The organism is Bradyrhizobium vignae (assembly GCF_900324035.1).
GTDB lineage: Bacteria > Pseudomonadota > Alphaproteobacteria > Rhizobiales > Xanthobacteraceae > Bradyrhizobium > Bradyrhizobium vignae.
Genome location: NZ_LS398110.1, coordinates 924,116 through 949,550, shown reverse-complemented (window position 1 = coordinate 949,550; position 25,435 = coordinate 924,116). Strand labels below are relative to the sequence as shown.

General features: G+C 64.7%; 28 protein-coding genes and 1 pseudogene. 9 read left to right on the top strand and 20 right to left on the bottom strand.

What is annotated here, in order from left to right; all coding sequences use genetic code 11:
- The first annotated feature begins 140 nt into the window (after positions 1–140).
- The 4 genes from BRAD3257_RS04610 (at position 141) to BRAD3257_RS04595 (ending at position 4,045) form a co-directional block, all read left to right on the top strand.
- Positions 141–1,283, top strand: a complete 1,143-nt coding sequence (locus tag BRAD3257_RS04610; protein WP_122400850.1) for a type III PLP-dependent enzyme — start codon at positions 141–143, stop codon at positions 1,281–1,283.
- Between the two features lie 128 nt (positions 1,284–1,411).
- Positions 1,412–1,999 carry a GNAT family N-acetyltransferase gene (locus tag BRAD3257_RS04605; protein ID WP_122400849.1) on the top strand — a complete coding sequence of 196 codons (588 nt, stop codon included), beginning with the start codon at positions 1,412–1,414 and terminating at the stop codon, positions 1,997–1,999.
- Between the two features lie 146 nt (positions 2,000–2,145).
- Positions 2,146–2,535 (top strand): RidA family protein, encoded by a 390-nt coding sequence (locus BRAD3257_RS04600; protein WP_122406373.1) that lies wholly within the window; start codon positions 2,146–2,148, stop codon positions 2,533–2,535.
- A 67-nt stretch (positions 2,536–2,602) separates the two neighbouring features.
- Positions 2,603–4,045 (top strand): homospermidine synthase, encoded by a 1,443-nt coding sequence (locus BRAD3257_RS04595; protein ID WP_122400848.1) that lies wholly within the window; start codon positions 2,603–2,605, stop codon positions 4,043–4,045.
- Between the two features lie 146 nt (positions 4,046–4,191).
- Here BRAD3257_RS04595 and BRAD3257_RS40000 read toward each other — a convergent pair whose 3' ends face one another.
- From BRAD3257_RS40000 to BRAD3257_RS04540, 11 genes are all read right to left on the bottom strand, one after another.
- A complete protein-coding gene (locus tag BRAD3257_RS40000) occupies positions 4,192–4,530 on the bottom strand; it encodes a hypothetical protein (RefSeq protein WP_162500540.1) in 339 nt (112 codons plus the stop codon).
- 88 nt (positions 4,531–4,618) lie between these two features.
- Positions 4,619–5,335, bottom strand: a complete 717-nt coding sequence (locus BRAD3257_RS04585) for an MgtC/SapB family protein (protein WP_122400847.1) — start codon at positions 5,333–5,335, stop codon at positions 4,619–4,621.
- 30 nt (positions 5,336–5,365) lie between these two features.
- A complete protein-coding gene (locus tag BRAD3257_RS04580) occupies positions 5,366–6,385 on the bottom strand; it encodes a WD40 repeat domain-containing protein (RefSeq protein WP_162500105.1) in 1,020 nt (339 codons plus the stop codon).
- A complete protein-coding gene (locus BRAD3257_RS04575; protein WP_122400845.1) occupies positions 6,385–7,431 on the bottom strand; it encodes a CobW family GTP-binding protein in 1,047 nt (348 codons plus the stop codon). Before BRAD3257_RS04575 ends, BRAD3257_RS04580 begins: the two co-directional genes overlap by 1 nt.
- A gap of 55 nt (positions 7,432–7,486) precedes the next feature.
- Positions 7,487–8,350: a metal ABC transporter solute-binding protein, Zn/Mn family gene (locus BRAD3257_RS04570; protein ID WP_122400844.1), complete on the bottom strand. Its 864-nt coding sequence runs from the start codon at positions 8,348–8,350 to the stop codon at positions 7,487–7,489.
- 2 nt (positions 8,351–8,352) lie between these two features.
- Positions 8,353–9,222 carry a metal ABC transporter permease gene (locus BRAD3257_RS04565; RefSeq protein ID WP_122400843.1) on the bottom strand — a complete coding sequence of 290 codons (870 nt, stop codon included), beginning with the start codon at positions 9,220–9,222 and terminating at the stop codon, positions 8,353–8,355.
- A gap of 6 nt (positions 9,223–9,228) precedes the next feature.
- The gene (locus BRAD3257_RS04560; RefSeq protein WP_162500104.1) at positions 9,229–9,981 is read right to left on the bottom strand and encodes a metal ABC transporter ATP-binding protein; all 753 of its coding nucleotides are present in this window, start codon (positions 9,979–9,981) and stop codon (positions 9,229–9,231) included.
- Positions 9,982–9,983: 2 nt separating this feature from the next.
- Entirely contained in the window at positions 9,984–10,220 is a 237-nt protein-coding gene (locus BRAD3257_RS04555) for a hypothetical protein (RefSeq protein WP_122400841.1), read from the bottom strand.
- A 124-nt stretch (positions 10,221–10,344) separates the two neighbouring features.
- Positions 10,345–10,845 carry a hypothetical protein gene (locus BRAD3257_RS04550; protein WP_122400840.1) on the bottom strand — a complete coding sequence of 167 codons (501 nt, stop codon included), beginning with the start codon at positions 10,843–10,845 and terminating at the stop codon, positions 10,345–10,347.
- Complete coding sequence (locus tag BRAD3257_RS04545; RefSeq protein WP_162500103.1) at positions 10,842–11,453, bottom strand: permease; 612 nt, start codon at positions 11,451–11,453, stop codon at positions 10,842–10,844. Before BRAD3257_RS04545 ends, BRAD3257_RS04550 begins: the two co-directional genes overlap by 4 nt.
- A gap of 273 nt (positions 11,454–11,726) precedes the next feature.
- Complete coding sequence (locus tag BRAD3257_RS04540; protein WP_061024641.1) at positions 11,727–12,323, bottom strand: superoxide dismutase; 597 nt, start codon at positions 12,321–12,323, stop codon at positions 11,727–11,729.
- A 242-nt stretch (positions 12,324–12,565) separates the two neighbouring features.
- On the opposite strand from BRAD3257_RS04540, the gene BRAD3257_RS04535 reads away from it, so the two are divergent.
- The 3 genes from BRAD3257_RS04535 to BRAD3257_RS04525 all read left to right on the top strand — a co-directional run bounded on the left by BRAD3257_RS04535 (position 12,566) and on the right by BRAD3257_RS04525 (position 15,101).
- Positions 12,566–13,093, top strand: coding sequence for a GNAT family N-acetyltransferase (locus tag BRAD3257_RS04535; protein ID WP_122406372.1), 528 nt, complete (start codon positions 12,566–12,568; stop codon positions 13,091–13,093).
- Between the two features lie 81 nt (positions 13,094–13,174).
- On the top strand, positions 13,175–14,560 hold the full coding sequence (locus BRAD3257_RS04530; RefSeq protein WP_162500102.1) for an MATE family efflux transporter: 1,386 nt from the start codon (positions 13,175–13,177) through the stop codon (positions 14,558–14,560).
- A 106-nt stretch (positions 14,561–14,666) separates the two neighbouring features.
- Positions 14,667–15,101 carry a DUF2147 domain-containing protein gene (locus BRAD3257_RS04525; protein ID WP_122400837.1) on the top strand — a complete coding sequence of 145 codons (435 nt, stop codon included), beginning with the start codon at positions 14,667–14,669 and terminating at the stop codon, positions 15,099–15,101.
- On the opposite strand, the gene BRAD3257_RS04520 is transcribed toward BRAD3257_RS04525, so the two are convergent.
- Positions 15,098–16,249, bottom strand: coding sequence for a DUF3095 domain-containing protein (locus BRAD3257_RS04520; RefSeq protein WP_122400836.1), 1,152 nt, complete (start codon positions 16,247–16,249; stop codon positions 15,098–15,100). The genes BRAD3257_RS04525 and BRAD3257_RS04520 overlap by 4 nt on opposite strands.
- 237 nt (positions 16,250–16,486) lie before the next feature.
- Between BRAD3257_RS04520 and BRAD3257_RS42125 the strand changes: the two are divergent.
- Positions 16,487–16,756 (top strand): annotated as a pseudogene (locus BRAD3257_RS42125) (hypothetical protein); the annotation flags it as partial.
- Between the two features lie 5 nt (positions 16,757–16,761).
- Here the strand turns inward: BRAD3257_RS42125 and BRAD3257_RS04505 are convergent.
- From BRAD3257_RS04505 to BRAD3257_RS04485, 5 genes are all read right to left on the bottom strand, one after another.
- Complete coding sequence (locus BRAD3257_RS04505) at positions 16,762–16,971, bottom strand: hypothetical protein (RefSeq protein WP_122406371.1); 210 nt, start codon at positions 16,969–16,971, stop codon at positions 16,762–16,764.
- A gap of 125 nt (positions 16,972–17,096) precedes the next feature.
- Positions 17,097–17,819 (bottom strand): SDR family NAD(P)-dependent oxidoreductase, encoded by a 723-nt coding sequence (locus BRAD3257_RS04500; protein WP_122400835.1) that lies wholly within the window; start codon positions 17,817–17,819, stop codon positions 17,097–17,099.
- Positions 17,812–19,194: a class I adenylate-forming enzyme family protein gene (locus BRAD3257_RS04495; RefSeq protein ID WP_162500101.1), complete on the bottom strand. Its 1,383-nt coding sequence runs from the start codon at positions 19,192–19,194 to the stop codon at positions 17,812–17,814. The genes BRAD3257_RS04500 and BRAD3257_RS04495 overlap by 8 nt, the downstream gene beginning before the upstream one ends.
- A complete protein-coding gene (locus BRAD3257_RS04490) occupies positions 19,181–19,426 on the bottom strand; it encodes an acyl carrier protein (RefSeq protein WP_122400834.1) in 246 nt (81 codons plus the stop codon). The genes BRAD3257_RS04495 and BRAD3257_RS04490 overlap by 14 nt, the downstream gene beginning before the upstream one ends.
- A 140-nt stretch (positions 19,427–19,566) precedes the next feature.
- Positions 19,567–21,381 carry a long-chain-acyl-CoA synthetase gene (locus BRAD3257_RS04485; RefSeq protein WP_122400833.1) on the bottom strand — a complete coding sequence of 605 codons (1,815 nt, stop codon included), beginning with the start codon at positions 21,379–21,381 and terminating at the stop codon, positions 19,567–19,569.
- A 354-nt stretch (positions 21,382–21,735) separates the two neighbouring features.
- On the opposite strand from BRAD3257_RS04485, the gene BRAD3257_RS04480 reads away from it, so the two are divergent.
- Positions 21,736–22,716 (top strand): Bug family tripartite tricarboxylate transporter substrate binding protein, encoded by a 981-nt coding sequence (locus BRAD3257_RS04480; protein ID WP_122400832.1) that lies wholly within the window; start codon positions 21,736–21,738, stop codon positions 22,714–22,716.
- 32 nt (positions 22,717–22,748) lie between these two features.
- On the opposite strand, the gene BRAD3257_RS04475 is transcribed toward BRAD3257_RS04480, so the two are convergent.
- The 3 genes from BRAD3257_RS04475 to htpG form a co-directional block, all read right to left on the bottom strand.
- On the bottom strand, positions 22,749–23,030 hold the full coding sequence (locus BRAD3257_RS04475; RefSeq protein ID WP_122400831.1) for a DUF3551 domain-containing protein: 282 nt from the start codon (positions 23,028–23,030) through the stop codon (positions 22,749–22,751).
- 32 nt (positions 23,031–23,062) lie between these two features.
- Positions 23,063–23,341 (bottom strand): DUF3551 domain-containing protein, encoded by a 279-nt coding sequence (locus BRAD3257_RS04470; protein ID WP_122400830.1) that lies wholly within the window; start codon positions 23,339–23,341, stop codon positions 23,063–23,065.
- Between the two features lie 124 nt (positions 23,342–23,465).
- Positions 23,466–25,343 carry a molecular chaperone HtpG gene (gene htpG, locus BRAD3257_RS04465; protein WP_122400829.1) on the bottom strand — a complete coding sequence of 626 codons (1,878 nt, stop codon included), beginning with the start codon at positions 25,341–25,343 and terminating at the stop codon, positions 23,466–23,468.
- Between the last annotated feature and the right edge of the window lie 92 nt (positions 25,344–25,435).

The window sequence follows — 25,435 nt, the reverse complement described above, 5'->3', positions numbered from 1 at the left end:
TCTCCCAACCAATCCACGGCAGCACAGTCTGGTTTGAGTTTTTTGTCCTCAGCGCGCCTCCATCGCGCGGTGTGGCCGAAGCACTCTCATCAGACGTCACGTTGATACGGCTCCCGTCGCTGGGACCGTTGGAGAGTGCCATGACCGAACGTATCCAGGAATTCCTGCGCAACCGCCGCAAAGAAGGCCTCGACACCGAGCCGTGCCTCGTCGTCGACCTCGAGGTCGTGCGCGACAACTACCAGAGCTTCGCCAAGGCGCTGCCCGACAGCCGCGTGTTCTATGCCGTCAAGGCGAACCCGGCGCCGGAAGTGCTGGCCCTGCTCGCCTCCATGGGCTCCTGCTTCGACACCGCCACCGTCGCCGAGATCGAGATGGCGCTGGCCGCGGGTGCGACGCCCGACCGCATCTCCTTCGGCAACACGATCAAGAAGGAACGCGACATCGCGCGCGCCTTCGCGCTCGGCATCCGGCTCTTCGCGGTCGACTGCGCCGCCGAGGTCGAGAAGGTCGCCCGTGCCGCGCCGGCTGCGAAGGTGTTCTGCCGCATCCTCTATGACTGCGCCGGCGCCGAGTGGCCGCTGTCGCGCAAGTTCGGCTGCGACCCGGAGATGGCGGTCGAGGTGCTCGACCTCGCCAAGCGCCTGGGCCTGGAGCCGTGCGGCATCTCCTTCCATGTCGGCTCGCAGCAGCGTAAGGTGAAGGCGTGGGACCGTGCGCTGGCGATGGCCTCGCAGGTGTTCCGCGACTGCGCCGAGCGCGGCATCAACCTGTCCATGGTCAACATGGGCGGCGGCTTCCCGACCAAGTACCTGAAGGACGTGCCGCCGGTCGTGACCTACGGCCGCTCGATCTTCCGCGCGCTGCGCAAGCACTTCGGCAACCAGATCCCGGAGACCATCATCGAGCCGGGCCGCGGCATGGTGGGCAACGCCGGCATCATCGAATCCGAGGTCGTGCTCATCTCGAAGAAGAGCGACGAGGACGAGGTGCGCTGGGTGTACCTGGACATCGGCAAGTTCGGCGGTCTCGCCGAGACGATGGACGAGTCGATCCGCTACGCCATCCGCACCCGTCACGACGGCGCGGACATGACGCCGTGCGTGCTCGCAGGTCCGACCTGCGACAGCGCCGACGTGCTGTACGAGAAGAACCCGTATCCGCTCCCCGTCACGCTGGAGATCGGCGACAAGGTGCTGATCGAAGGGACCGGGGCCTATACGTCGACCTACTCGTCGGTGGCGTTCAACGGCATCCCGCCGCTGAAGACGTATCACATCTGATCCGCCTCTTGGTCTGAGGCCTGACGAACCCGGGAGCCGGTCCGCCGGCTCCTCCCCGACATTGCCATTCTGATGACGCTCGAATCCGCGTGCCGCCGGCGCACGGATTCGAGCGGGGACGACGTGCCATGACTGCTCCTCGGAAGCCACAGATCGCCCTCACCTCGAAAGCCGCTCCGTTCGCGATCCGCGGCGAGCGTGCTGGAGACGTCGCGATGCGTGAAGCGCTGCTCGATGCCTGCTTTGGCGAGAACCGCCACGGCCGCACCTGCCAGCGCCTGCGCGACGGACGCGCGCCTGCCGCCGGCCTCGCGCTGGCGGCCGTGCGCGAGGGAAAACTCGTGGGAACCGTGAGGCTCTGGCACGTCAGCGCCGGAGGCAGGCCCGCTCTGGTCCTCGGACCGCTGGCGGTCGACCCAGCCTGCCGCGAGCTCGGGATCGGCGCCGCGCTGATGCATCAAGCGCTGGCCGCCGCCCGGGCGCGCGGGCATGCCGCCGTGATCCTGCTCGGCGATGCCCCCTATTACGCCCGTTTCGGCTTCTCGGCCGAGAAGACCGGCGAACTGTCGCTGCCCGGCCCCTTCGAGCGCGATCGTCTGCTGGCGATCGAGTTCGCCGAAGGTGCGCTTGACGGTGTCGAAGGGATGATCGTCCCGACCGGTGCGGCCTTGCCCAAACGGAGGTCGGTTCGCGCCCTCCAGGCGCACGCGGCCTAACGGATCGCTCCGATAGCGAGGACCGAGAGCCGCATCGAGCGGCAACGCCCCGCTGCGCCTGCGCTAAGCTCTTTCCTTGGGGGTTGCGCAGGTGCGAGAAACGCCCTTTAACCCCGCAAAACACCCTTCAGTCGAGGCCCATGACCATGTCCCGTCGCCTGATCTCAACCGGCTCTCCCCTCGAGAAGACCGTCGGCTATAGCCGCGCCGTGATCGACGGCGAGTTCGCCTTCGTCGCGGGGACCACCGGATATGACTACACGACGATGACGATGCCGGCCGATGTCACGAGCCAGTCACGCAACTGCTTCAAGACCATCGAAGCCGCCCTGAAGGAGGGTGGATTCGAGATGGCCGATATCGTCCGTGCGACCTACTACGTCACCGACGCCAGCTACATCGATGCCCACTTTGCCGTCTGCGGCGAGGTTCTCGGTGACATCCGGCCGGCCGCGACGCTGCTGGTCGTCTCGGCCCTCGCTAAGCCCGAGATGAAGATCGAGATCGAAGTCACCGCCAAGCGCCGCAGCATCTGACAAGCGCCGCAGCGCCTGATCCACCCCTCACTGTTTATCCGCCAGCACTTTCTGGAGAAACCATCCCATGAGCCCCGCCTCGCAGATCTACGCGAAGATCACCGGCCCCATCGTCATGGTCGGCTTCGGCTCCATTGGCAAAGGCACGCTGCCGTTGATCGAGCGGCACCTCGACTACGACAAGTCGCGCATCACCGTGCTCGACCCCAAGGACGAGGGCCGCAAGGCGCTTTGCGAGAAGCACAACGTCCGCTTCATCCAGAAGGGCCTGACCAAGGACAATTATCGCGAGGTGCTGACCCCGCTGCTCACCGAGGGCGGCGGCCAGGGCTTTTGCGTCAATCTCTCGGTCGATACCGGCTCGACCGACATCATGGAGCTCTGCAACGAGCTCGGCGCTCTCTACATCGACACCGTCAACGAGCCCTGGCTCGGCTTCTATTTCGATCCCTCGAAGGGCCCGGAAGCGCGCTCCAACTACGCCCTGCGCGAAGTGACGCTCGCCGCCAAGAAAGCCCGCCCCGCCGGCTCGACGACGGCGGTCTCGTGCTGTGGCGCCAATCCCGGCATGGTCTCCTTTTTCGTCAAGCAGGCGCTGCTCAATGTCGCCGCCGATCTGAAGCTCAATGCGCCCAGGCCGAAGACCAAGGCCGAATGGGCGGATCTGATGCGGCAGGCCGGCATCAAGGGCATTCATATCGCCGAACGAGACACCCAGCGCTCCAAGAAGCCGAAGGAGCCCGATGTCTTCGTCAACACCTGGTCGGTCGAAGGTTTCCTGTCCGAGGGCATGCAGCCATCCGAACTCGGCTGGGGCACCCATGAGAAATGGATGCCCGAGAATGCACACACCCACGAAGCCGGCTGCGGCGCCGCCATCTATCTGATGCAGCCCGGGGCCAACACGCGCGTGCGCACCTGGTGCCCGACCCGCGGCGCGCAATATGGCTTCCTCGTCACGCACAACGAGTCGATCTCGATCGCCGATTACTTCACGGTGCGCGACGCGTCGGGCAAGGTGATCTATCGGCCGACCTGCCACTATGCCTACCATCCGGCTGACGATGCGGTGCTGTCGCTACATGAAATGTTCGGCCGCGCCGGAAAGATGCAGGAGAAGCATCACATCCTCGACGAGAACGAGATCGTCGACGGCATCGACGAGCTCGGCGTGCTGCTGTTCGGCCATGACAAGAATGCCTATTGGTACGGCTCGCAGCTCTCCATCGAAGAGACCCGCCAGCTCGCGCCCTATCAGAACGCCACCGGCCTGCAGGTGACCTCTGCCGTGCTCGGCGGCATGGTGTGGGCGCTGGAGAACCCGAACGAAGGCATCGTCGAAGCCGACGAGATGGACTTCGATCGCCTCTTGGAAATCCAGCTGCCCTATCTCGGCCCGGTGAAGGGTTTCTACACCGACTGGACGCCGCTGACCGATCGTCCGGGACTGTTTCCGGAAGATATCGATACGAGCGATCCCTGGCAGTTCCGGAATATTCTGGTGCGGTAAGGCGGGCGAGGCGTTCCGCCTCACACACTCCTGTCATGCCCTGGCTTGACCTGGGCTCCAGTGGCTTCTCGGCTCCAGCACTGCAGCCTCTGGAATACTGGATTGCCCGCCTTCGCGGGCAATGACACCGAGTGTGGAGAGGGACGCTACTTCTTCTCAATCGGCGGCGCGACCTTCTCCGCGGGAGCCGGCGGCAGCACCGGCTTGGCGGCACCCGCCGCGCCCTGCGTCTCGGAGCCCGGCCGCGCCGGTTCGGGCGCCGGCGTGGTTGGCCGGTCGCCGCCGGGCTTGGACTCCGCAGGTGTCTTGCCTTGATCGTCGGACGGGGTGCCCTGGAGCGGTGGCGTCGCCTGTGCCAGTTCCGTCCGGCTTTCGGCCCGGATTTGCGCGAGCGATATCACCGACACCACGACGCCTGCTGCGAACAGCGCAGCGGCGATTGCCAGATCGAGCTTCAGTCTGCGCTTGTCATCGTGGCCGGGCATATCGATCACCGCCTTTGTCCACGGGATCAACGAAACTGGGGCGCGCCGGTTCCGGGACCGAACAAGGGGGAACCCAACCCGCCGCCCCTCACTCCGTCGTGCTGACCTCCCAGGTCGCATGCCGCACGCCCGGCAGATGCTGCAGATCGGTGGCCACCGCATTCAGCTCGTTCGGGTCGACCGCGCTCGCGACCAGCTTTGCCGCGATCTCCAGAATGTCGTCGCCGATTTCGACCACATCGATATCGGCCACCGAATATTTCGCCGCCTCGAGCTTCTCGACGAGCCGGTCGCGCATATCCGGAAGAGCGTCGGTCGCAACCGCGAGCTTGAAATAGTAGGTTGCCTCCAGCGCCTTCTCGTTCAGCGGGATGCGGTTGATGGCATTGACCAGCGGGCGCAGCATGGTGTTGCCGGCGATGACGAACACCGTCAGAGCGGCGGCCTGCGCGACCATGTCGGCGCCGGCGCAGGAGCCGACCGCGGCCGAGGCCCACAGTGTCGCCGCGGTGTTGAGCCCGCGCACGTCCATGCCCTGCTTCATGATGACACCGGCGCCGAGAAAGCCGATGCCGGAGACGACATAGGAAATCACGCGCACCGCGCCATCGGCGTCATCCAGATGCATGGCGAGATCGACGAACGCAGCGGCACCGACTGCAACGAGCACGTTGGTGCGCAGGCCCGCCGTGCGCTGGCGGTATTGGCGCTCGGCACCGATCAGCGTGCCCAGCACGAAAGCCGTGGTCAGGCTGATCAGCGTGTCGGCAAAATCGGCAAGCTGGAAGGTGGTCAGAAACCGCATGGTTCCCTATATGGCGGGAACCATGACAGATTAAAGCTCCAGCAGGCCGCCGTCCCCATTTTCATCGGCAAAAGCCAGCAGCGTGCCTTTGGCGTTCCAGGCAAGCGCGGCGACCGGCGGCGTGCCGTTGCGGCGCACCAGGATTTCCGCGCCATCCTCCAGCCGCACCATCAGCACGGTGCCGTCGCTGTAGCCGGCGGCGAGGATGTCGTTCTTCGGATGGCAGGCGACCACGGACACGCGCGCCTGTAGCGGGGCGAGCATCGCCGGCTCCTTGCCCATCGGACCGTCCTTGCTGCCGAACGGCCATATGATGACGGTGTCGGCGCCCGAAGTCGCGAGCCCCTTGCCACCCACGCTCCAGGACATCGAGCGGACACGACCGGGATAGCCGGTCATGCGCATGTGCCTGCTATCGGCGAGCCGCCAGCCGTGCAGCGCCGGTTCGTGCATCGCCGTGACGAGAAACTTGTTGTCGGGGCTGAAGGTGACGCCGTGATGCGAGCCGGCCCAGGGCAGGAATTCGGCCGATCCCGCCATGTTCGGAAACCACAGCGTCACGCCGTTGTAATGCGCGATCGCGAGCCGCAGGCCCTTCGGCGCGAAGGCAAGTCCGCCGACGGTCGATGGCACTTCGATCGACTTCTCCTCGGCCTTGCCGCTCTTGACCGTGGCCGTCTTGCCGGCCGACCAGGCGAAGGCGCCATCGGCGTGCAGCGCCACCGCGTCGATCCAGCGCCGCTTGGGATCGGTGGCGAGCAGCATCACCTCGCCCTCGGCATCGAGCGACACGACCTTGCCGTCGTCACCGCCCATTACGAGGCGCTTGCCGTCGGAGGCAGTCGAGAGAATGCCGCCGCTGTGCACTGCGACCCTGGTGATCTCACCCTTGGCGTCGACGAACGCGACGTTCTCCTCGCCGCCGACGAAGGCGGCACGAGGACCAAGGAAATGCGCCGAGGTCACGGCCATGCCGAGCGCAACAGGCTTGACGCGGTCGGTGACGGAGACGATCGAGGTGGAATCCGGGAGTGGCGCGAACTCTTTCATCACGAGACGATGCAGCTCTCGAAACCCTTGCGGATCGCCTCCTCAGGCAATTCGCGGCCGATGAAGACGAGGCGGCTCTCGCGCGGCTCGCCCTCCTTCCACTTCCGCTGGTGGTTGCCCTCCAGCATCATGTGGACGCCCTGGAAGACGTAGCGGTCGTCATCGTCGTGGAAGGCGAGGATACCCTTGGAGCGCAGGATCTTGCCGCCCTCGACCTGCACCAGGTTCTGCAGCCAGGGCATGAACACGTTGGGATCGAGCGGCTTGTCGGTCTTGAGCGAGAGCGACTGCATGTCCTCGTCGTGATAGTGCTTCAGCCCGTGACCGTGATCATGGTGGTGATGATGGTCGTGGCCGTCATGATGGTGATGATCATGGTCGTGATCGTCGGCCTCCAGGAAATCCGGCTCGATGTCGAGGATGCGGTCGAGATCGAAGGCGCCGCGGTCGAGCACGTCGGCCAGCGCCACCGAGCAGCGCTCGGTGCGGTGGAGTTTCGCATAGGGGTTGATGCCGCGGATGCGGGCCTCGACCTCGGCGAGCTCGCCCTTGTTGACGAGGTCGGTCTTGTTCAGCACGATCACGTCGGCAAAGGCGATCTGGTTCTTGGCCTCTGGCGCGTCCTTCAACCGGTCTGACAGCCACTTGGCGTCGGCCACCGTGACCACCGCATCGAGCCGCGCGTTCTTCTGCACATCCTCGTCGACGAAGAAGGTCTGGGCGACGGGCGCCGGATCGGCAAGACCGGTGGTCTCGACGATGATGGCGTCGAACTTGCCCTTGCGTTTCATCAGGCCGTCCATGATGCGGACGAGGTCGCCGCGCACGGTGCAGCAGATGCAACCATTGTTCATCTCGAACACTTCCTCATCGGCGCCGATGATGAGGTCGTTGTCGATGCCGATCTCGCCGAATTCGTTGACGATGACGGCGTATTTCTTGCCGTGGTTCTCGGACAGGATGCGGTTCAGGAGCGTGGTCTTGCCGGCACCGAGATAGCCGGTCAGGACGGTCACGGGAATCTTTTGGGACGTCGCTTCAGACATAACAACTCCGGACTTCAAGGCTTTTCGCGCGACGCGAGGCGGGGTGGCCCCTGCCCTAGTGGTCAAGCGCGCTGGTCAGGGCCTTTATATTGTGCCTGACCATGTCAATGTAAGTGGGTGCAGGCCCCTTTTCGCCGGTCAAACCGTCCGAAATCAGGGTCCCGCCGACCTTTGCCCCGGTCTCGGCCGCGATCCGCCGGATCAAGCGGTCATCACTGATATTTTCCAGGAACACGGCCGGGATCCTCGCGGCCTTGATCTGGCCAACGATGGCCGCAATGTCGCGCGCGCTCGGTTCGGTCTCCGTTGAGACGCCGAGGGGGGCGATGAACTGGATACCGTATTCGGCGGAAAAATAGCCGAACGCATCGTGGGTGGAGATCACCTTGCGTCGTTCGGGTGAGATTTTTGCCACGGCCTCGCGGACCTCACGGTCGAGGACCTCGAGCCTTTCCAAATAGGTCTTGGCCTGGGCGCGGAAGAATTCCGCGTCATCCGGAGCAGCCGCGGCCAGCGCATTGGCGATGTCGGCGACGTAGATCTTGGCGTTGGGGATGGATTGCCAGGCGTGGGGATCTGCGGCCGAGCCTAATTTAAGCGGCGCGATGCCGGCGCTTGCCGTGACTACCTGAGCCTTGCTGCCCGCGGATTGAACGAGGCGCGGCAGCCAACCTTCCAGCCCAAGCCCGTTGACGATGACGAGCTTTGCATCCGCGACTCGCTTGGCATCGCTTGGTGCAGGCGTGTAGACGTGGACATCGCTGTCGGCGCCGACCAGCGTCGTCAGATTGATGCGGTCACCACCGACGTTGCGGACGAAATCACCGAGAATCGAGAAGCTCGCAACGACATTGAGCCGCTCCGCGGCATGCAGCGGCGAGGCGATCGACAACAGCGCACAGAACAGGATCAGTCGCATCGTCACGCTTCCAAATGCCGGCCGGGAAACAGCTGCCGCAAGATACCGCCGACGCGCCCGAACAGGACGGAGACCACGTAGAGCACGGTCGCCACGAGGATGATCGCGGGGCCTGACGGCACACGGGTCTGGAACGACAGCACGAGGCCCGCATAGCCCGAGACCGCGGCAGCGACGACGGCGATGCAGATCATTGCGGTGAGATCGCGGGACCAGAACCGCGCGATGCCGGCGGGCAATATCATGAGACCGACCGCAAGCAGCGTGCCGAGCGCCTGAAAGCCATTGACGAGATTGATGACGACGAGCGCGAGAAAGACGAGATGCGCAGGCCCCCCGGCGCGGCTGACGGTGCGCAGGAACAGGGGATCGACGCTCTCGATCACCAGCGGACGGTAGATCACGGCCAGCACCAGCAGCGTGATCGTGGCGTTGAAGGCCACCACCAGCAGCGTCTGATCATCCATTGCGAGGATGTTGCCGAACAGCACGTGCAAGAGGTCGATATTGGTGCCCTTGATCGAGACGATGGTGACACCCAGCGCGAGCGAGGCCAGATAGAAGGTTGCCAGCGACGCGTCCTCCTTCAGCCCGGTCGATCGCGCCACCACGCCGGCGAGGATCGCGACGGCAAAGCCGGCAATCAGGCCGCCGGCCGTCATCGCGAACAGATTGAGGCCCGACAGCAGGAATCCGACGGCCGCGCCGGGCAGGATTGCATGCGCCATGGCATCGCCGACGAGGCTCATCCGGCGCAGCATCAGGAACACGCCGATCGGTGCGCCCGCCAGCGCCAGCGCGATCACGGCGGCGAGCGCCCGCCGCATGAACTCGAATTCGGTGAACGGACCGATCAGCGCGTCATAGAGCATCTGCGATCATGCCGCCTGGAAGCGCCCATCTTCGCCGCAGGCCGCGGCGCTGTCGTCAAAGGCTTCGCACATCCGCATCGCGACCAGCAGGTTCTCCGGCGTCAGCACCTCTGCCGTCGGGCCCCACGCGACTGGGCCCCGTGCCAGCACCAGCGTCTCGCTGAAATGGTTGCGCACCATTTCCAGGTCGTGCAGCGCAGCGAGCACCGTGCGGCCCTCAGCGTGCCAGTGCTTGACCAGGGCGAGCAGATCGGCCGTGGTCTTGCTGTCGATGGCGTTGAAGGGCTCATCGAGCACGATCAGGCTCGCATCCTGGAGCAACACGCGCGCGAACAGCACGCGCTGCATCTGACCGCCCGAGAGCGTGCCGATCGGGCGGTTCTCGAATCCGTTGAGGCCAACGGACCCGATCGCCCGGAGTATCTTGTCGCGCGCGGCCTTGCCGATGCCGCCAAACAGGCCGGCCGCGCGCCACAGCCCGGTGCTGACGAAATCGAATACCGAGATCGGAAAGCTGCGGTCGATCTCCGCGCTTTGCGGCAGATAGGCGATATCTTTGCTGTCGAGCCCGCCGAGATGGATGCTGCCGTCGAGCGGCCTGAGGATGCCGACGATGCCGCGCAGCAGCGTCGACTTGCCGGCACCGTTCGGGCCGATCACGGCGACCAGCGACCCCAGAGCGATCTTGCCGCCGAGATGATGCACGGCCGGATGCCGGTCATAGCCGAGCGTGACGTTGTGAAAGTGGAGCGCCGCCATGGTCACCTCATCGCCAGGAAGACAATGCCCCAGAGCACGGCGCAGACGGCGAGCGCGGCCGCGAGACGGCCCGCCATGGTCATGCGCAGGATCGACCAAGGCGCCGCCTGGGCCGGATGCGGCGAGGCCGCATCGTGAACATGGGCGTGGGTGTGGTCGTGCCCATGCGAATGCGCGTGGTCATGGGAGTGGCCATGAGCATGGTCGTGCTGGTGGGCGTGGGACACGGCGGGAACCATCCCGGAACGTTATATTATAACATTACGCCTGTCCACGGCGGGTAACGTCATTCCGGGGCGATGCGCAGCACCGAATTATGGTGCGCAGTTGCGCACCTGAGAATCTCGAGATTCGCTCCCCGCCTCACGGCTTCCCGATCAACATCGCGATGGCGGCCGCCACGAACGGGAACGGCACCGAGACGGCGCAGCGGAACCAGACGAAGCGGGCCGGCATGAACGGTATTTCCCACAAGATCACCCGCTGGAAGGCGAACAGCGCCCAGGCGACGACATAGGCGACCACCTGGGGCACCCCGCCACCCGACTTCAGCGCCACGGTGCCGATGGAGAAGCCGATCACGGGACCGCCGGGCGTGGCCGCGCCAGCCAGCACGGCAGTCGCGACCCCGAGCCAGCTGCTGTCCGGACCGAGCCAGCCGGTGATCAACTCCTGCGGGATGATCGCGGCGATGTAGCCGGAGCCGATCACACCCAGCGCGATCCGCGGCACGATGTTGATGAAGTCCATCGAGCCTTCGCGTAGCGAGGCCTTGAACACCGGAGGGCCGCGGCGGAAGGCGATCAGCCCGACGCCGAGCACCGAGCCCCACAGCAAGATGTCGATCAGCAGCGCGGCGCTCAATTCTCGTCGTCCTTCGCGAGCGGCTTCGGGTAGAGCCTGACATAGACGAAGCGGCCGAGCGCGCCGGCGAGCACCGGCAGCGGCAACGAGATCACGATCCGCCACAGCGTGAAATCGGTGCCCATGATCGGGATTTCCCAGGCGACCGCCCTGCCGTAGCCGATCAGGGTCCAGCTCACGACCATGGCAATGGTGGCGCCGAAATCGGCGCCGACCGCCAGCAGCGCGCTTGCGACGGGATAGGCGGTGAAGGGCCCTCCCGGCAGGATTGCGCCGAAGGCGGTGCCGATCAGAAGGCCCATCAGACCGGATTTCGGCCCGAGCGAGCGCGAGACCTTTTCGTGCGGCAGGATCTCGGAGATGAAGGCGCCAAGCAGGCAGCCTGCCAGCACGCGCGGCAGGATGCCGCCGAACAACGAGAGATCGTGAGTGAGAATGTCGAGAACGCCGTCGGCGCCGTCACGCCGCCAGACCAGCACCGCGCTCACCGCCACCAGGATCGCGATGATGATGGTGGACCAGCCGATCGGCTTGCGCACACGCCCTGGCCGCGGCTCGGAGTCTGCGTCCTCGGCAGGCGCCGGTTCTTTCGGGGGAAGTTCTGACAACGGGTGTGGAGCGGCTCGAGGGTGATGCCCGTCCTGATTAAGGGCGGCGTGCCTCCGATGCAAACGGTGTGACGACAGACCCATGCGCGCGCCGCGCAGGGCAATTCCGCACAGCAAAAAGGCGACCGCGTAAGCGACCGCCTTTTTCTATCCTTCTTCTGTTCTGCCATTCCGGGGCAGCGAAGTCGAACCCGGAATCTCGAGATTCTCAGGTGCGCAACTGCGCAGCATAGTTCGATGCTGCGCATCGCCCCGGAATGACGAGGTGAGAACTCACGCCTTCTCGAACAGGGACTCCACGTATTCCCAGTTCACGAGGTTCTCGACGAATGCCTTGAGATAGTCGGGCCGGCGGTTGCGATAGTCGATGTAGTAGGAGTGCTCCCAGACGTCGCAACCGAGGATCGGCGTGGCGCCGTGCACCAGCGGATTCTCGCCGTTCGGGGTCTTGGAGATCTCGAGCTTGCCGTTCTTGACCTGGAGCCAGCACCAGCCGGAGCCGAACTGGCCGACGCCGGCCGCCTGGAAGTCGGCCTTGAACTTCTCGAAGCCGCCGAGGTCCTCGTTGATCTTCTTCTCGAGCTTGCCCGGCAGCTTGGTGCCGCCGCCATTGGGTTTCATCCAGCTCCAGAAGTGGATGTGGTTGTAGTGCTGGCCGGCATTGTTGAACACTGCGGGATTCTTGCCGAACGAGCCCTTGACGATCTCTTCAAGGGACTTGCCTTCCCATTCGGTCCCCTTGAGCGCGTTGTTGCCGTTGGTGACGTAGGCCTGATGATGCTTGTCGTGGTGATATTCCAGCGTCTCCTTCGACATGTACTGGCCGAGGGCGTCATAGGCGTAAGGGAGTGGGGGCAGCGTAAAGGTCATGGGTTCTTGTCCGCAACTGGTGGGGAACGAGTTATAACGGTCACCTCTTATAGAAGGTTCCGCGGCCATTAAATACCTCAGAATTTGCGAAAAGGCGTGATGGGGTGGCCTTCCCGGAATGCACAAATTCGTCGCAACGGGCCGCTGTCGATCAAACCTGCGGTTCGCCATAAAAATATCATTGCCTTTGAAGCGCTTAAGACAGAACAAACGCGCCGCGAAGCAGAGCTGTGAAGGACGACATGAGCATCGAGATCGACATTTTGAACGGCGACGCGTCGTGGCCGATCGCAAAGCCGCTGCTCAGCGCGGTCTGGGGTCAGGACGCAGCGGAGAAGCCGGCCTGGAGCCACGTCAAATGGGCCAATGCCGACCTTCGCGTGCTGATCGAGACGCCCGAGGATGGTCTCGTCTGCCATGTCGGCATCTACTTCCGCACCGTCACCTGGAACGGACAGAAGGTTCACATCGGCGGCATCGGCGGCGTCTGTACGCGGGAAGACCAGCGCGGCCGCGGCTATGCAACCACGGCTCTCGAGGCAGCGGTACATACGATCCGCGCCAACGAGGCGGTCCGTTTCGCCCTGCTGTTCTGCGAGCCGCACAACGCCGCCTTCTACGCGGCCCGGAGCTGGCTGCCCTTCAACGGCGAGGTCTATTGCGAGCAGCCGGAGGGGCGGATCCGGTTCACCTACATGGCTCCTTACGTCTTCCACATCGTCCGCGCGCCGACGCTGGGCACCATCGACCTATGCGGCCTGCCGTGGTGAGCCCTGCGTGAGCCAGGGCTGCGCCGGCGCCTCATTCTCTTATAATATGTTGATCATCATTTAATTTTCCGCGCGGTGAACATGACGATCGACGCCCCCGCAGATGCCGTCCCGCCGGTTGCGCCGGTCGTCTCACCCATTGCCGGCCTTCTGACCGCGCCGATCCTGCCGACGCTGCTGCGGCTCGCGATCCCCAACATGATCGCGATGGTCGGCAGCACGCTCGTTGCCGTTGCTGAGACCTCCTATATCGGCCGGCTCGGCACCATTCCGCTCGCCGCGATCGCGCTGGTGTTTCCGTTTGCGATGCTGACGCAGATGATGAGTGCGGGCGCGATGGGCGGCGGCGTATCGTCGGCGATCAGCCGCGCGCTCGGTGGGGGGAATCACGACCGCGCCGCGACGCTGGCGCTGCATGCCGCCATCATCGGCCTCTGTGGCGGGCTGTTCTTCACGGTGATGATGCTCGTCTTCGGCCGCTCCTTCTTCGCACTGCTCGGCGGCCGCGAGCGCGTGCTGGAGGAAGCCTGCGGCTATTCGCAGGTGTTGTTCTCCGGCGCGGTCGCGATCTGGCTCGTCAATACACTGGCCTCGGTGATCCGCGGCACCGGCGACATGCGCCTGCCCTCGATGACGCTGATCGGGGCGAGCGTGCTCCAGATCGCGCTTGGCGGTACGCTGGGGCTCGGCCTGTTCGGCGTGCCGCAATTCGGCATGCCGGGCGTGGCGAGCGGCCAGCTGATCGCGTTCAGCTGCGCCGCGATCTTCTTCCTCTGGTATCTCTTGTCCGGCCGCAGCCGATTGCAGCTCGATTTTCGCGCCTTCCATTTCGAACGCGCGATGTTCCTGGACATTCTCAAGGTCGGCGCGGTGGCCTGCCTGTCGCCGCTCCAGACCGTGCTCACCATTCTGATCTTCACGAAGATCCTCGCGACCTTCGGCACCGAGATGCTGGCAGGCTACGGCATCGGATCGCGGCTGGAGTTCTTGCTGATCCCGATCACCTTCGCCTTCGGCATCGCCTCGGTGCCGATGGTCGGTATGGCGATCGGCGCCGGACATATGACGCGCGCGCGGCATGTGGCCTGGACGGCCGCCGCGGCCTCCGGACTCACGGTCGGCCTGATCGGCCTCGCCGTCGCACTTGCTCCGTCGCTGTGGGTCGCGCTGTTCACGCGGGATCCCGGCGTCACCGCCGCCGCGCACAGCTATTTCCACTGGGCAGGTCCGGCGTTCGTGTTCTTCGGCATGGGCGTGTCGCTGTACTTCTCCTCGCAAGGCGCCGCACGCGTCGGCGGCCCCGTGCTCGCGTCCACCGCCCGGCTTCTCATCGTCGCGATCGGCGGCGCCGGCCTGATGACGGCGCAGGCGCCGGCCTGGACCCTGTTCGCGCTAGTCGGCGGCGCCATGGTCGTGTTCGGGCTGTCGACCGCAGCCTCGGTCGCCTTCGTGCGCTGGGGCAAATGATCGCAGGTAGATCAATGCGGGTATATAGACGCAGGAAAGTGATTCCATCCAGCGTTGCACTATCCTGCCGGGCTGCTATGGAGGCGCTCCATTCCGGGGCCTTTCCATGACGTCCAGATTCGCTGCATTCATCGTCCTCCTCGCCGCGCTGTTCTGCACGACTGCTGCCCACGCGCAGAGCGCCGACGGGACCTGGCTGACCCAGGCGGGTGATGCCCGCGTCAAGATCAGCAAATGCGGCAGCGGCATCTGCGGCCATATCGTGTGGCTGCGCGAGCCCTATGACACCTCAACCGGCCAGCCGGCCACCGACAGCAAGAATCCCAATCCCGGACTCGCCAAGCGTCCGATGATCGGCTTGCCGTTGTTCAGCGGCATGGAGCCCGCAGGACCGAACAAATGGGCGGGCCAGATCTACAATGCCGATGACGGCAGCACCTATGCGAGCAGTATCAGCCTGACTGGCGCGGATTCGCTGCGGGTCGAAGGCTGCGTCGGCGCGCTCTGCGGCGGTGAAACCTGGACCCGCGCGGGGCGCTAATTTGCTGCCGTCATCGCCTTCAACGCGGTCGCCGCCGAGGCATAGCCGCCCTGCGCGCCGTCGATGAAGTGCACATGGTCGCTGCGCAGCGCCGAGGGCGTGAAGCAGGTCATCATCGCGGCATCCTGCTGATGGATGCCGTAGCGCACGATGCCGTCGCGCGCGGCGGCCGCGAGGCGATCGCTCAGCGCGCGCTCGAGCTGCGGAGTGCAGTCGAGAATCATGCGCAGACCGTCGTCATATTTGCGGAAGTCCGAGTTCTCGACGACCTGGCGTTTGTAGAGGCTCGGCACGAAACCGCCGATCTTGATGTCGAAGCGCATGATCAGATAGGCGAACAGCGTATAGGCCAGCACACTGGCTCTGCGCGCGAGCAGCGGACCGCCGCGTTTGGTGCGGGCTTCGAGCTCGAGCCCCTGCGGCGGCCATTTCAGCGGCGGCCCCTGCGGAGGCACCGGGCGGCCGCCCTCCGGACTACGCTCGACGAGATGGATGATGTCCTCGATCACCTTGCGGAAGGCGTGCGGATCGACGCCGCGCACCGGCATCACCAGCACCGACAGGATCAGGCCGCGCGCAGCCGGCATCACCTCGAACCGGCACGATAGTCCGGAGAGGTCCGGTTGCGTGCCGGCGGGCGCCTCCGTGACCGCAAACTCGCCGCGCTTCATCGCGGCATCGGCCCAGGCAAGCCCGCCGCCTGAGAACATCGCATAGGACAGGTTTGCCGACGGCCCGAACCGGGCGACGCGCACGTCAAGGCCTTGAGCGCGAATGACGCCGACCGGCACCAGTGCGACGCGCATGGTCAGATCGAGATCTTCCCGCACCCAGGTCGCGGTCGCAGCCAGTGCCTCGCGAGCAAGTTCGATATCGTCCGGCGCGACCGCGAAGCTCGCGCCGTCGCCGCCGAACACGAAGGGGAATTCGCGCCCTCCCAGCGCGTTGGTCACCGCCGCGATCACCGCCGCGCCGGCCATATTCACCGCCTTGTACCGTTGCGCCGCGATCGCCTTGGTCGAATCGACGATGTCGGCAACACCGATGCTCCAGTCGTCCGGCAGCGGCGAATAGAGCGCAGGATCCATCAGGCTGGTGAAGCCCCGGAAGACGGGAATGCCGCCATAGAAGGATTCGCCTGAGGTCATCGGGAATGCCGGATGGTTGGGATGTAAAATAAATACGTGGGATGATCGATCCGGGTTCGCTGGGCGCCCCGTCTCAATCATTGGCCGAAACGGCCCCGGACAACAAGATGCGGCCGCGCTGCAATGCCGCGGCGGGATCATTGATCGGCATCAAACGGCCGGCGGAGGAGAGCGGCTATCGTTGGTCGGCTCGCACGGGATGATCGAGGTGTCCGATTTCGGCAACAAGGACTCACCGAAGCGCACCACCTGACCCGCTCGGATGCGATCTGCAAGCTGATCGAGCCAGGCCTGAGGATCGCGCCCCCGGTCCTCGCGTCGGCACATCCGATCGCATCGGACGCCACCAGGATCGAAGAGATCGCAACGCACGAGATCGAATCGTGTCGTCCCGCATTGCCGGCGCACGAACGCGAGCGCCGCCTCCGCCGCCTTACCGAAGGACCGCCGGAATTTTCGCACGAACGAATTGACCTGCCGAAGGACTTGCCCAAGCGGCGGACGTGAGCGGGTTAGTGCAGCTTCTCGTCTTGACGCTTGCGCAAGGCGTCGAGAGACGCATCATGGCAGCCGATCAGGCGGACGAATTGCTGTGGGTACATTTCATGTCCATGGCCACCGGAATTCTGATGCGACATCGGCGTGCAGTGGACATCGTCGGGGTTCGCACGGGATTGCTCCGTGTGGCCCTGATTTGAAGCCGTCATGTTTGGCGTGGCCATGGACTGCTCCCTGTCGATTAGGGCAGATCGATTGACGTAACCCAATCGATTGCGGGGCATCTTACGACCAAATCCGGCTGAATGTCATTGCCGGATCAAATGCGATCATGACGGCAGAGTTCCGCTTACGCCGTGTTCCCCGCGTCGACGGTGAACACCGTCCCGGTGACATTGCGGCCGCCTTCGCCCAGCAGATATTCCACCATGCGCGCGACGTCGTCCGTCTCCGGGAGGCGGCGCAGCGCGCTGCGGCCGGCGATGCGCTTGCGGCCCTCGTCGGAGAGATTGTGGGTGAGCTCCGTGTCGATGAAGCCCGGAGCGATCGCATTCACGGTGATGCCGAGCTTGCCGACCTCGCGCGCGAGCGAGCGGGTGAAGCCGGTGGCGGCCGCCTTGGTCGCGCCGTAGACCGAGAGCCCGTTGTAGCCCGTGGTCGCGATGATCGAGGAGATGTTGACGATGCGGCCGGCGCCATCGGCCATCATCTGCCGCGCGACATATTTGGTGAGGATGATCGGCGACAGCACGTTGAGTTGCACCAGCGCCGCAATCTCGGAATTGCGCATGGTGGCGAGCAGGCCTTCGGTGCCGAGGCCGGCATTGTTGACGAGGCCGTAGATCGGGCCGAATTCGTCGCGCACCAGCTTTGCAAAGGCCGGGATCGCATCGATCACGGCAAGATCGCAGGCGCGGAAGTGCAGACGCTCCTCGGACCCGGCGATGGCCGCCTTGAGCTCGTCGCTCTCGCGCCGTGCGGCCGCGATCACGTTGAAGCCTGCACCAACGAGGCGCCTCGCAATCGCTAGCCCAATGCCGCGGCTGCCACCGGTGACGAGAACATTATACATCGGTGCGCGCCAGTTTTCCGGCCGGGGTGACGTCGAGTGCCTCGACGAAGCGGATCACCGCCGGCACCTTGTGGGACGCGAGCTGGGCGCGGCAATGCTCCAGGATCTGGTCGCGGATCTCCTTCGCGCGTGCCTGATCGGTGCCCTCAGTGAGGATTACGTCGGCGACGACGATGCCGCCGGTGATCGGGCTGCGGCGGGATTTGGCCCGCGACATCCGCACGTCGGGATGGCGGTTGATTACCGCCTCGATCTCCTCGGGGTGGACCTTCAGCCCGCCGATATTGATGATGCCGCCGCGACGGCCGACGAAATAATAGCGGTCGCCGCGCAGCTCGACGATGTCGCCGCTGTCGACGAAGCCGTCGGCATCGGTGAGCGCCGCCGCATTGCGGCCAACATAGGCATGCGCGGTGCGCGCCGAGCGGATTCGCAGCGAGGCGTCGGTGACCTTCATCTCGACGCCGTTGCGGTTGCCGAGATAATCGGCCGGAAAGCCTTCCAGCCCGTCATTCACGGCGAAGCCGACGCCGGCCTCGGTTGAGGCATAGGCATGGCCGACGGAGGCATTGGGGAACGCCGCCTTCAAACCGTCCAGCACCGCCTGGTCTGCGATTTCGCCGGAGAGACGGACGTAAGCCGGGGCGAATTGCGCCGCCGAACCGCTCATCAAGAGCTTGCGCCAATGCGAGGGCGTACCGGAGATGTGCGAGACGCCGCGCGCCTTCAGCCGCGCGACGTGATCGGCGAGCGATTCATGCGGATCGGACAGCACCATCGAGCCGCCGGAAAGAACGGCGCGGAGGAATATCTGCAGGCCGCCATAGCGGCGAATGTCGTAAAACGTCGCCCAGACCGGCGCCTGACCACGTGCAGGGCCTTCAGCGACGATCGCCCCGGTCAAGGCTTCCAGCGTATGGCCGACGATCTTTGGCACGCCTGAGGTGCCCGAGGTGAGCATCAGCCATTCGGTCGCGCGCTCGGACTTGGCCGGCGCGATGACTTGAAGCGGCAATCGCGCGACGACGACCAGCGGCACGCAGGTGTCCGCCCAGCGGTCGGGCTCATCGGTGACGACCGCATCGATCCCGGCATCCGCGATCAAGGCATCGAGATGCGCCGGATTGAGATCCGGCGGGCACAGCAGCATGCGGCGGGCGATGCCGTCGAGCTCGATCATGGCAAGGCCCGACCGGAGCTGGTCTGACAGCTTGAGCAGCACGGCACGGCCCGACAGCTCGCGCAGCCGGCCGCCCAGGACCGTGTGCGACAGGATGTCGGTCAGCGACACGACATCGTGCGCATCGGAGATCGTGCGGCCTTTCAGCTCCGCGCCGAGATGGTCGCGGAGCGCAAAGATCTCACGCGGGGACATTTGCGTAGGCTCGCACGAAATCGCCCACCGTGGCGGGAAACGCGGCGTCCTCGGAAATGGTGAAGGGGTCGACGCCGATCTCGTCCTCGAGCCGCGCCACGAGAATCGCGAAGGCGAGCGAATCGAAGCCCGTCTCGTGCAGCGACAGATCGTCCGACAGCTCCGGAAGCGTGACGTTCTGCTCCTTGGCGATCTGCTGGATCGCTTCAATGACCTTAGACCTTACCGACATGGCTGGCTCGCTTTTCGTTATCGTTCGTGTTGCGGCGGCTCTTGATGACCGCCTCCCATGGCCGTCTGTTTACCTGACACAAGTAAATGGCTTCTTGGACAATTCAGATAAAATTGGACCTATCTGCGGATTTCCGCGCGCTATACCCGAACCACCCCCTCAATAATCTTCGTAAATCCCTCTGAATCGAGCGTGACGTAGGCCCCCGACTTCGGATCGAGCATGAATAGCGGATCGCTTATCGCGCCGGGGTCGAATCCCTCCCGCGCGAGCTCGCCCTTCTTCTGCTTGAAGGTCTCGGTCGCATCGATTTCGCTGGAGATACGGATGAAGACGGGACGGGCATAGGCCGGCAGCCGCTGCGCGAGATGGACGGGCAGTGCGGAAATGTCAAAGCCGTCGTTCACGACGAGCGCGCTCATGCCGGCACGGCCATCCGCTCCGGGAATGCTGACGCCATAGGTGGTGGCGTCGATCACGCCGGCGAAGTCGCGCACGGCATCGTTGACTTCCGAGGTCGCGACATTTTCGCCCTTCCAGCGGAAGGTGTCGCCGATGCGATCGACGAAATGGAAAAAGCCCTTGTCATCGATCCGCATCAGATCGCCAGTGCGGAACCAGGCATCGCCCTTGGCGAAGACGTCGCGCAGAATCTTCTTCTCGGTCTCACCGGCATCAGTGTAGCCCTCGAAGCGGCCGCCGCCCTCGTCCGCGGTTCCGATGCGGCCGATGGCCTCGCCGGGCTCGCCGCGAGCGCAGGCGATGCAGAAGCCCTCGTCATTGCGTAGAGGCGCGCCGCTGTCGGGATCGAGCTTGACGAGACTGGCCGGGAAGCGGTGCGCGAGCAGCGGCGGGACGCGCCCGATCGCGCCAGGCTGTCCCTCGACGTTGAACAGCGAGAAATTGCCTTCCGTCGCCGCGTAGAATTCGAGGACGCGCGGAATGGAAAAGCGCGCCTGGAAATCCTCCCAGATGTCGCCGCGCAGGCCGTTGCCGCAGACGAGCCGCAGGCGGTGCTGATTCTCGTATTCCGACGGCGCCGCCTTCAGCAGGTAGCGGCAGAGCTCGCCGATATACTGGAACAGCGTGCAGTCATGCCGTACGACGTCAGGCCAGAAGTTCGAAGCCGAGAATTTTTCCGCAATCACCACCGAGCCGCCGGCGGCCAGCATGCTGCATGGCGCGACGATGCCGCCGACCGAATGGAATAGCGGCAGACAATCGTAGAGCCGATCCTGCGGCGTCGCGCCCGTGAGGCCGGCGAACCAGAAGCCCCAATTGAGGATGCGGCGATGGCTGATGCTGGCCGCTTTCGGCAGACCGGTGGTACCTGAGGTGTAGATCAGCAGCGCACGGTCGTTGATGCTGACCTTGCCGTGTTCCTCCGGCGAGAGCGGGCCATCGTCGAGGACAGCAAGCGCGGCATCGATCGCGCGTTCACCACGAGCATTGCCGTGGGTCCAAACCTTGGGCTGCGTCCTCATATACGGCGTTGCGCTCTCCAGCACCACCACGAGATCGTGCGCGACGACGATGTGCGCCGGCTTTGCGAGATTGAGGCAATGCGCGAGCGATTGGCCGACAAGCTTCGTGTTGATCAGCGCAACCACACCGCCGATCCGGCTGATGCCGAGCCAGGCGGCAACATAGTCGATGCCGTTCGCCATGATCAGCGCAACGGTATCGCCCTTGGCCACGCCGACAGAGCGCGCCCAGCGCGCATAGCGGTTGATGCGCTTCGACAAGCCTTCATAGTCGAGCGCCGCGTCATCGGTGACCAGCGCGATGCGATCAGGCTGGCGGACCGCCCAATCCTCGACGACATCGGCGAACAGCCGGCCTGGCAGCGTCTCGATCCGGGCTGTCAGCTCGATCGCCTTCAGCCAGATCTTAGAAGCCGAGGACGTGCGCGCCGCTTTCGGCTGCTCGATGACGCCGGTGGTCATGTTGTTCACTCTTGCGGACCGTCTGCTGGTTTCCGGCAACTTAGCCCGCCCGCCCTGCCCAGGTGTTAAGGGACAAGGTAAAACTCCGTTAGTGTGCGATTAACTCTAGCCATCCTTTACCAAGTCGATCGGATCGGCGTGCGCGGCTGCACAATTCTTGCGATAGCAGCGATGCCGAGCGGGCACTCTTACCCTCTCCCCTGGAAGAGAGTGGCGCGCGCAGCGCGACGGGTGAGGGTCTCTCTCCTCACGGGCCATCTCGCCATTGGCGACAACCCTCATCCGGCGCTTCGCGCCACCTTCTCCCGCAAGGAGCGAAGGAAGAAGAGCGCGTGGCTTCAGTTTCTTGTTGAGGCAAGACAGATGATCACCAGACGACATTTCCTTCAAACCGCCGCCTGCACCGCAGCCGCGCTCGCCGCGCCGCGTGCCTTTGCTCTCGACAATCCGTCCTATCCCGCGCGCAGTGTGAAATGGGTGGTGCCCTATGCGCCCGGTGGCGCGACCGACCTGCTGTCTCGGCTGCTCTGCCAGCGGCTGTCCGACCGGCTCGGCCAGACCTTCGTCGTCGAGAACAAGCCCGGCGCCGGCAGCAATATCGGGACGCAGGCGGTCATCTCTTCCGCACCCGACGGCTACACGCTGCTGCTGACCTCGACCGCGAACGCGATCAACGCCTCGTTCGATCCGGCGTTGCCCTATGATTTCGCCAAGGGCATCGCACCGGTCGCCGGCGTTGCGCGGATACCGCTGGTGCTGGTCGTCAACAACGACCTGCCGGTGAAGACCGTCGCCGACTTCATCGCCTACGCCAAGGCCAATCCCGGCAAGATATCGATCGCCTCCTCGGGCATCGGCACCTCGCTGCACCTCTCCGGCGAATTGTTCAAGTCGCTGGCCGGCGTGCAGTTCACCCACGTCCCCTATCGCGGCTCGGCGCCGGGCCTGACCGATGTGATGAGCGGGCAGATCCAGGGCATGTTCGACAATGTCTCCTCGTCCTTCGAGCTGGTGCGCGCCGGCAAGCTGCGCGCCCTCGGCATCACCACGCGCGAGCGCTCGGAAATCTTGCCCGACGTGCCGTCGATCGCCGACGCGCTGCCCGGCTACGAGACGTCATCGTTCTACGGCGTCGGCGCCCCGCGCGACACGCCGCGCGAGATCGTCGATCTGCTCAATCGCGAGATCGACGCCGCGCTGTCTGATTCCGGTATCAAGGCCCGTGTCGCCGAGCTCGGCGCGATCCCGCTGCACGGCAATGCCCATGAGTTCGGCAACATGCTGGCGACGGAAACCGATCGCTGGCGCAAGGTGGTCGAGCTGTCGGGAATCAGGAAGGATTGACCTTGCGAGGGTCTGCTCGCAAGGCGCGCCGATTACCCGTTGGGCCACTCGCCGCTACGCCGCAAGCGAGATCGCGGCGGCGCGTGGACCGGATAGTACGGATTGAGATCGCAGATCGCCGAACGGCCGGCGGCCGTGGCGCGACACTGCGGCAGCGAGGTGAAGGAGCAGTCGTACCACTCCCCACCACCGCCGTTCGCGCCGGAATAGACGTGCATGCAGACGGGATAACGCGGATCAAAGGTCTGCGCCTGGGATGGCGCGGCCGGAAGCAGCGCGCCGGCAATCATGATCAGGCCGAACGAGAAACGCATGGAAGGTAGTCTGCTATGCCGCATCGGAATCGCTAATGCACTTTCTTGTGACGCCGGCGCGGCGGCGGCGGTTCATCGAAGGCGTAATAAGGATTGAGATCGCAGCTGGCCGCGCGGCCCGATGCCGTGGCGCGACATTGCGGCAGCGACGTGAAGGAACAGTCGAAATAGTCACCACCGCCACCGGTGAAGCCCCCGGGCGTATAGACGTGCATACATACCGGGTAGCGCGGATCGTAGGTCTGGGCGCTGGCATCGGCGGCAACGAACAGCGTGGCAATCGCGATGAGGGTCAAAATCGGCAAGCGCATGGAGACATCCTCGACATCGACGGTGTCGGCTGATGCCGACGGCCTGCTATGGCATAACGGCAGGCCGGAGGCGACTGTTCCTAGGGACAGATGACGGCAAGGTGAGTACGCTGGGGCTGCGGCGCTACGCGCCGAGCCCCTGTAACACCAGCCGGTTCAGCCTTGCCGCGAACGCCGCCGGGTCTTCCGGCAATTCGCCGTCCAGGATCTGCGCCTGTTCGAGCAGGAGCAGGCTGAGATCGTCGACGACCTTCGAGCCAGCTTGCGCCTTGGTGACCGCGGTGACCAGCGGATGGCGCAGATTGATTTCGAGGATCGGCTTGGTCTTCATGCCGCGGTTCTGCTGCGACAGGATGCGCTCGAGCTCGCGGCTGGGGCCCTGGCTATCGGCGACGAGGCAGGAGGCCGAGCTGGTAAGCCGCGTCGAGGCCTTGACGTCGCTGACGCGCTCGCCGAGCGAGGCCTTGATGACCGCGATGGTGGCCGCTTCGTCCGCGGCGGGCTCGTCCTTCCTCGGCTCGTCCTTGTCGTCGATACGCGGGATCAGGTCGAGATTGAGATCGCCCTGGCTCAGCGACTTCAGCGGCTTGCCTTCGAACTCCGATGGCATCGAGGTCCAGAAGGCATCGACAGGATCGGACAGCAGCAGCACCTCGATGCCGCGCGCGGTCGCAGCTTCCAGCCGCGGGTTGGATTTCAGCCGCTCGATGCTGTCGCCGACCAGATAATAGATCTCGGTCTGGTTCGGCTTGAAGTCGGCGACGACCTGCTTCAGCGACCGCTTCTCGCCCGACGTGGTGGTGAAGCGCGACAGCGCGAGCAGCTTTTCGCGCCGCTCGAAATCCTCGTAGATGCCTTCCTTCAATACCGCGCCGAAGGCGTCCCATATCTTGGTAAAATTGTCCGGATCCTTCTCGGCAAGGCTTTCGAGCTCGGATACGACGCGGGTCGCCACCGCTTTGCGGATCTGCGCGAGCTGCGGATTGTTCTGGAGCATCTCGCGCGAAATATTGAGCGGGAGATCTTCGCTGTCGACCACGCCGCGGATGAAGCGCAAGTAGCCCGGCAACAGATCGGCATCATCGGTGATGAAGACACGCCGGACGTAGAGCTTCACTCGCCCCTTGCGGTTCGGCTCGAACAGGTCGAACGGCTTGGTCGAGGGCGCGAACAGCAGCACGGCGTAGGAGTAGCGCCCTTCCGCGCGGTAATGCAGCGTCATGGCGGGATCGTCGAAGGCGGAGGCGATCTGCTGATAGGCCTTCTTGTAATCGTCTGCCGTCAGCTCGGATTTCGCGCGCTGCCACAGCGCGCTCGCCGAATTGATCTGGCGCGGCTCACCTTCTTCCGGCACGAGCTCGATCGGAAACAGGATGTTGTCCGAATAGGCCGTGACGATGCGCTGGATCTCGTAGGTCTCGAGATACCTTTTCGCATCGTCCTTCAGATGCAGGACGATCTCGGTGCCGCGCGTCACGCGCGCCGCCTCCTCGTCGCTGGCACGGGCGATTTCGAAGCCGGAGCCGCCGGAGGAGGTCCACGTCCAGACGTCGCTCTCCCCGGCGCGGCGGCTGATCACGACGATCTTCTCGGCGACCATGAAGGCGGAATAGAAGCCAACGCCGAACTGGCCGATCAGGCCGAGCCCGTCCTTGGCCTCTTTCAGCTTGGACACGAACGCCTTGGTGCCGGAACGGGCGATGGTGCCGAGGTGGTCGATCAGCTCCTGCCGCTCCATGCCGATGCCATTGTCGGCGATCGTGAGCGTCTTGGCCGTCTTGTTCGGAATGATGCGGATCTTGAGCGTGTCGCCTTCACCCAGCAGGGCGGGACTTGCGATGGCCTCGTAGCGCAGCTTGTCGCAGGCATCGGAGGCATTGGAGATGAGTTCGCGGAGGAAGATGTCGGTTTCCGAATAAACGGAGTGCACCATCAGGTGCAGCAGTTCGGAAACTTCGGCCTGGAAAGGCTGCGTATGCACAGCCGTATCTGACGTCGTCATGCGCTTACCCGGTCAAAACAAAGGGAGGAACCCGGATATAGCGCGAGGCAACGGCGGATCAAGAGGATGTGAAGCATCCCCCCGGCGCAGCC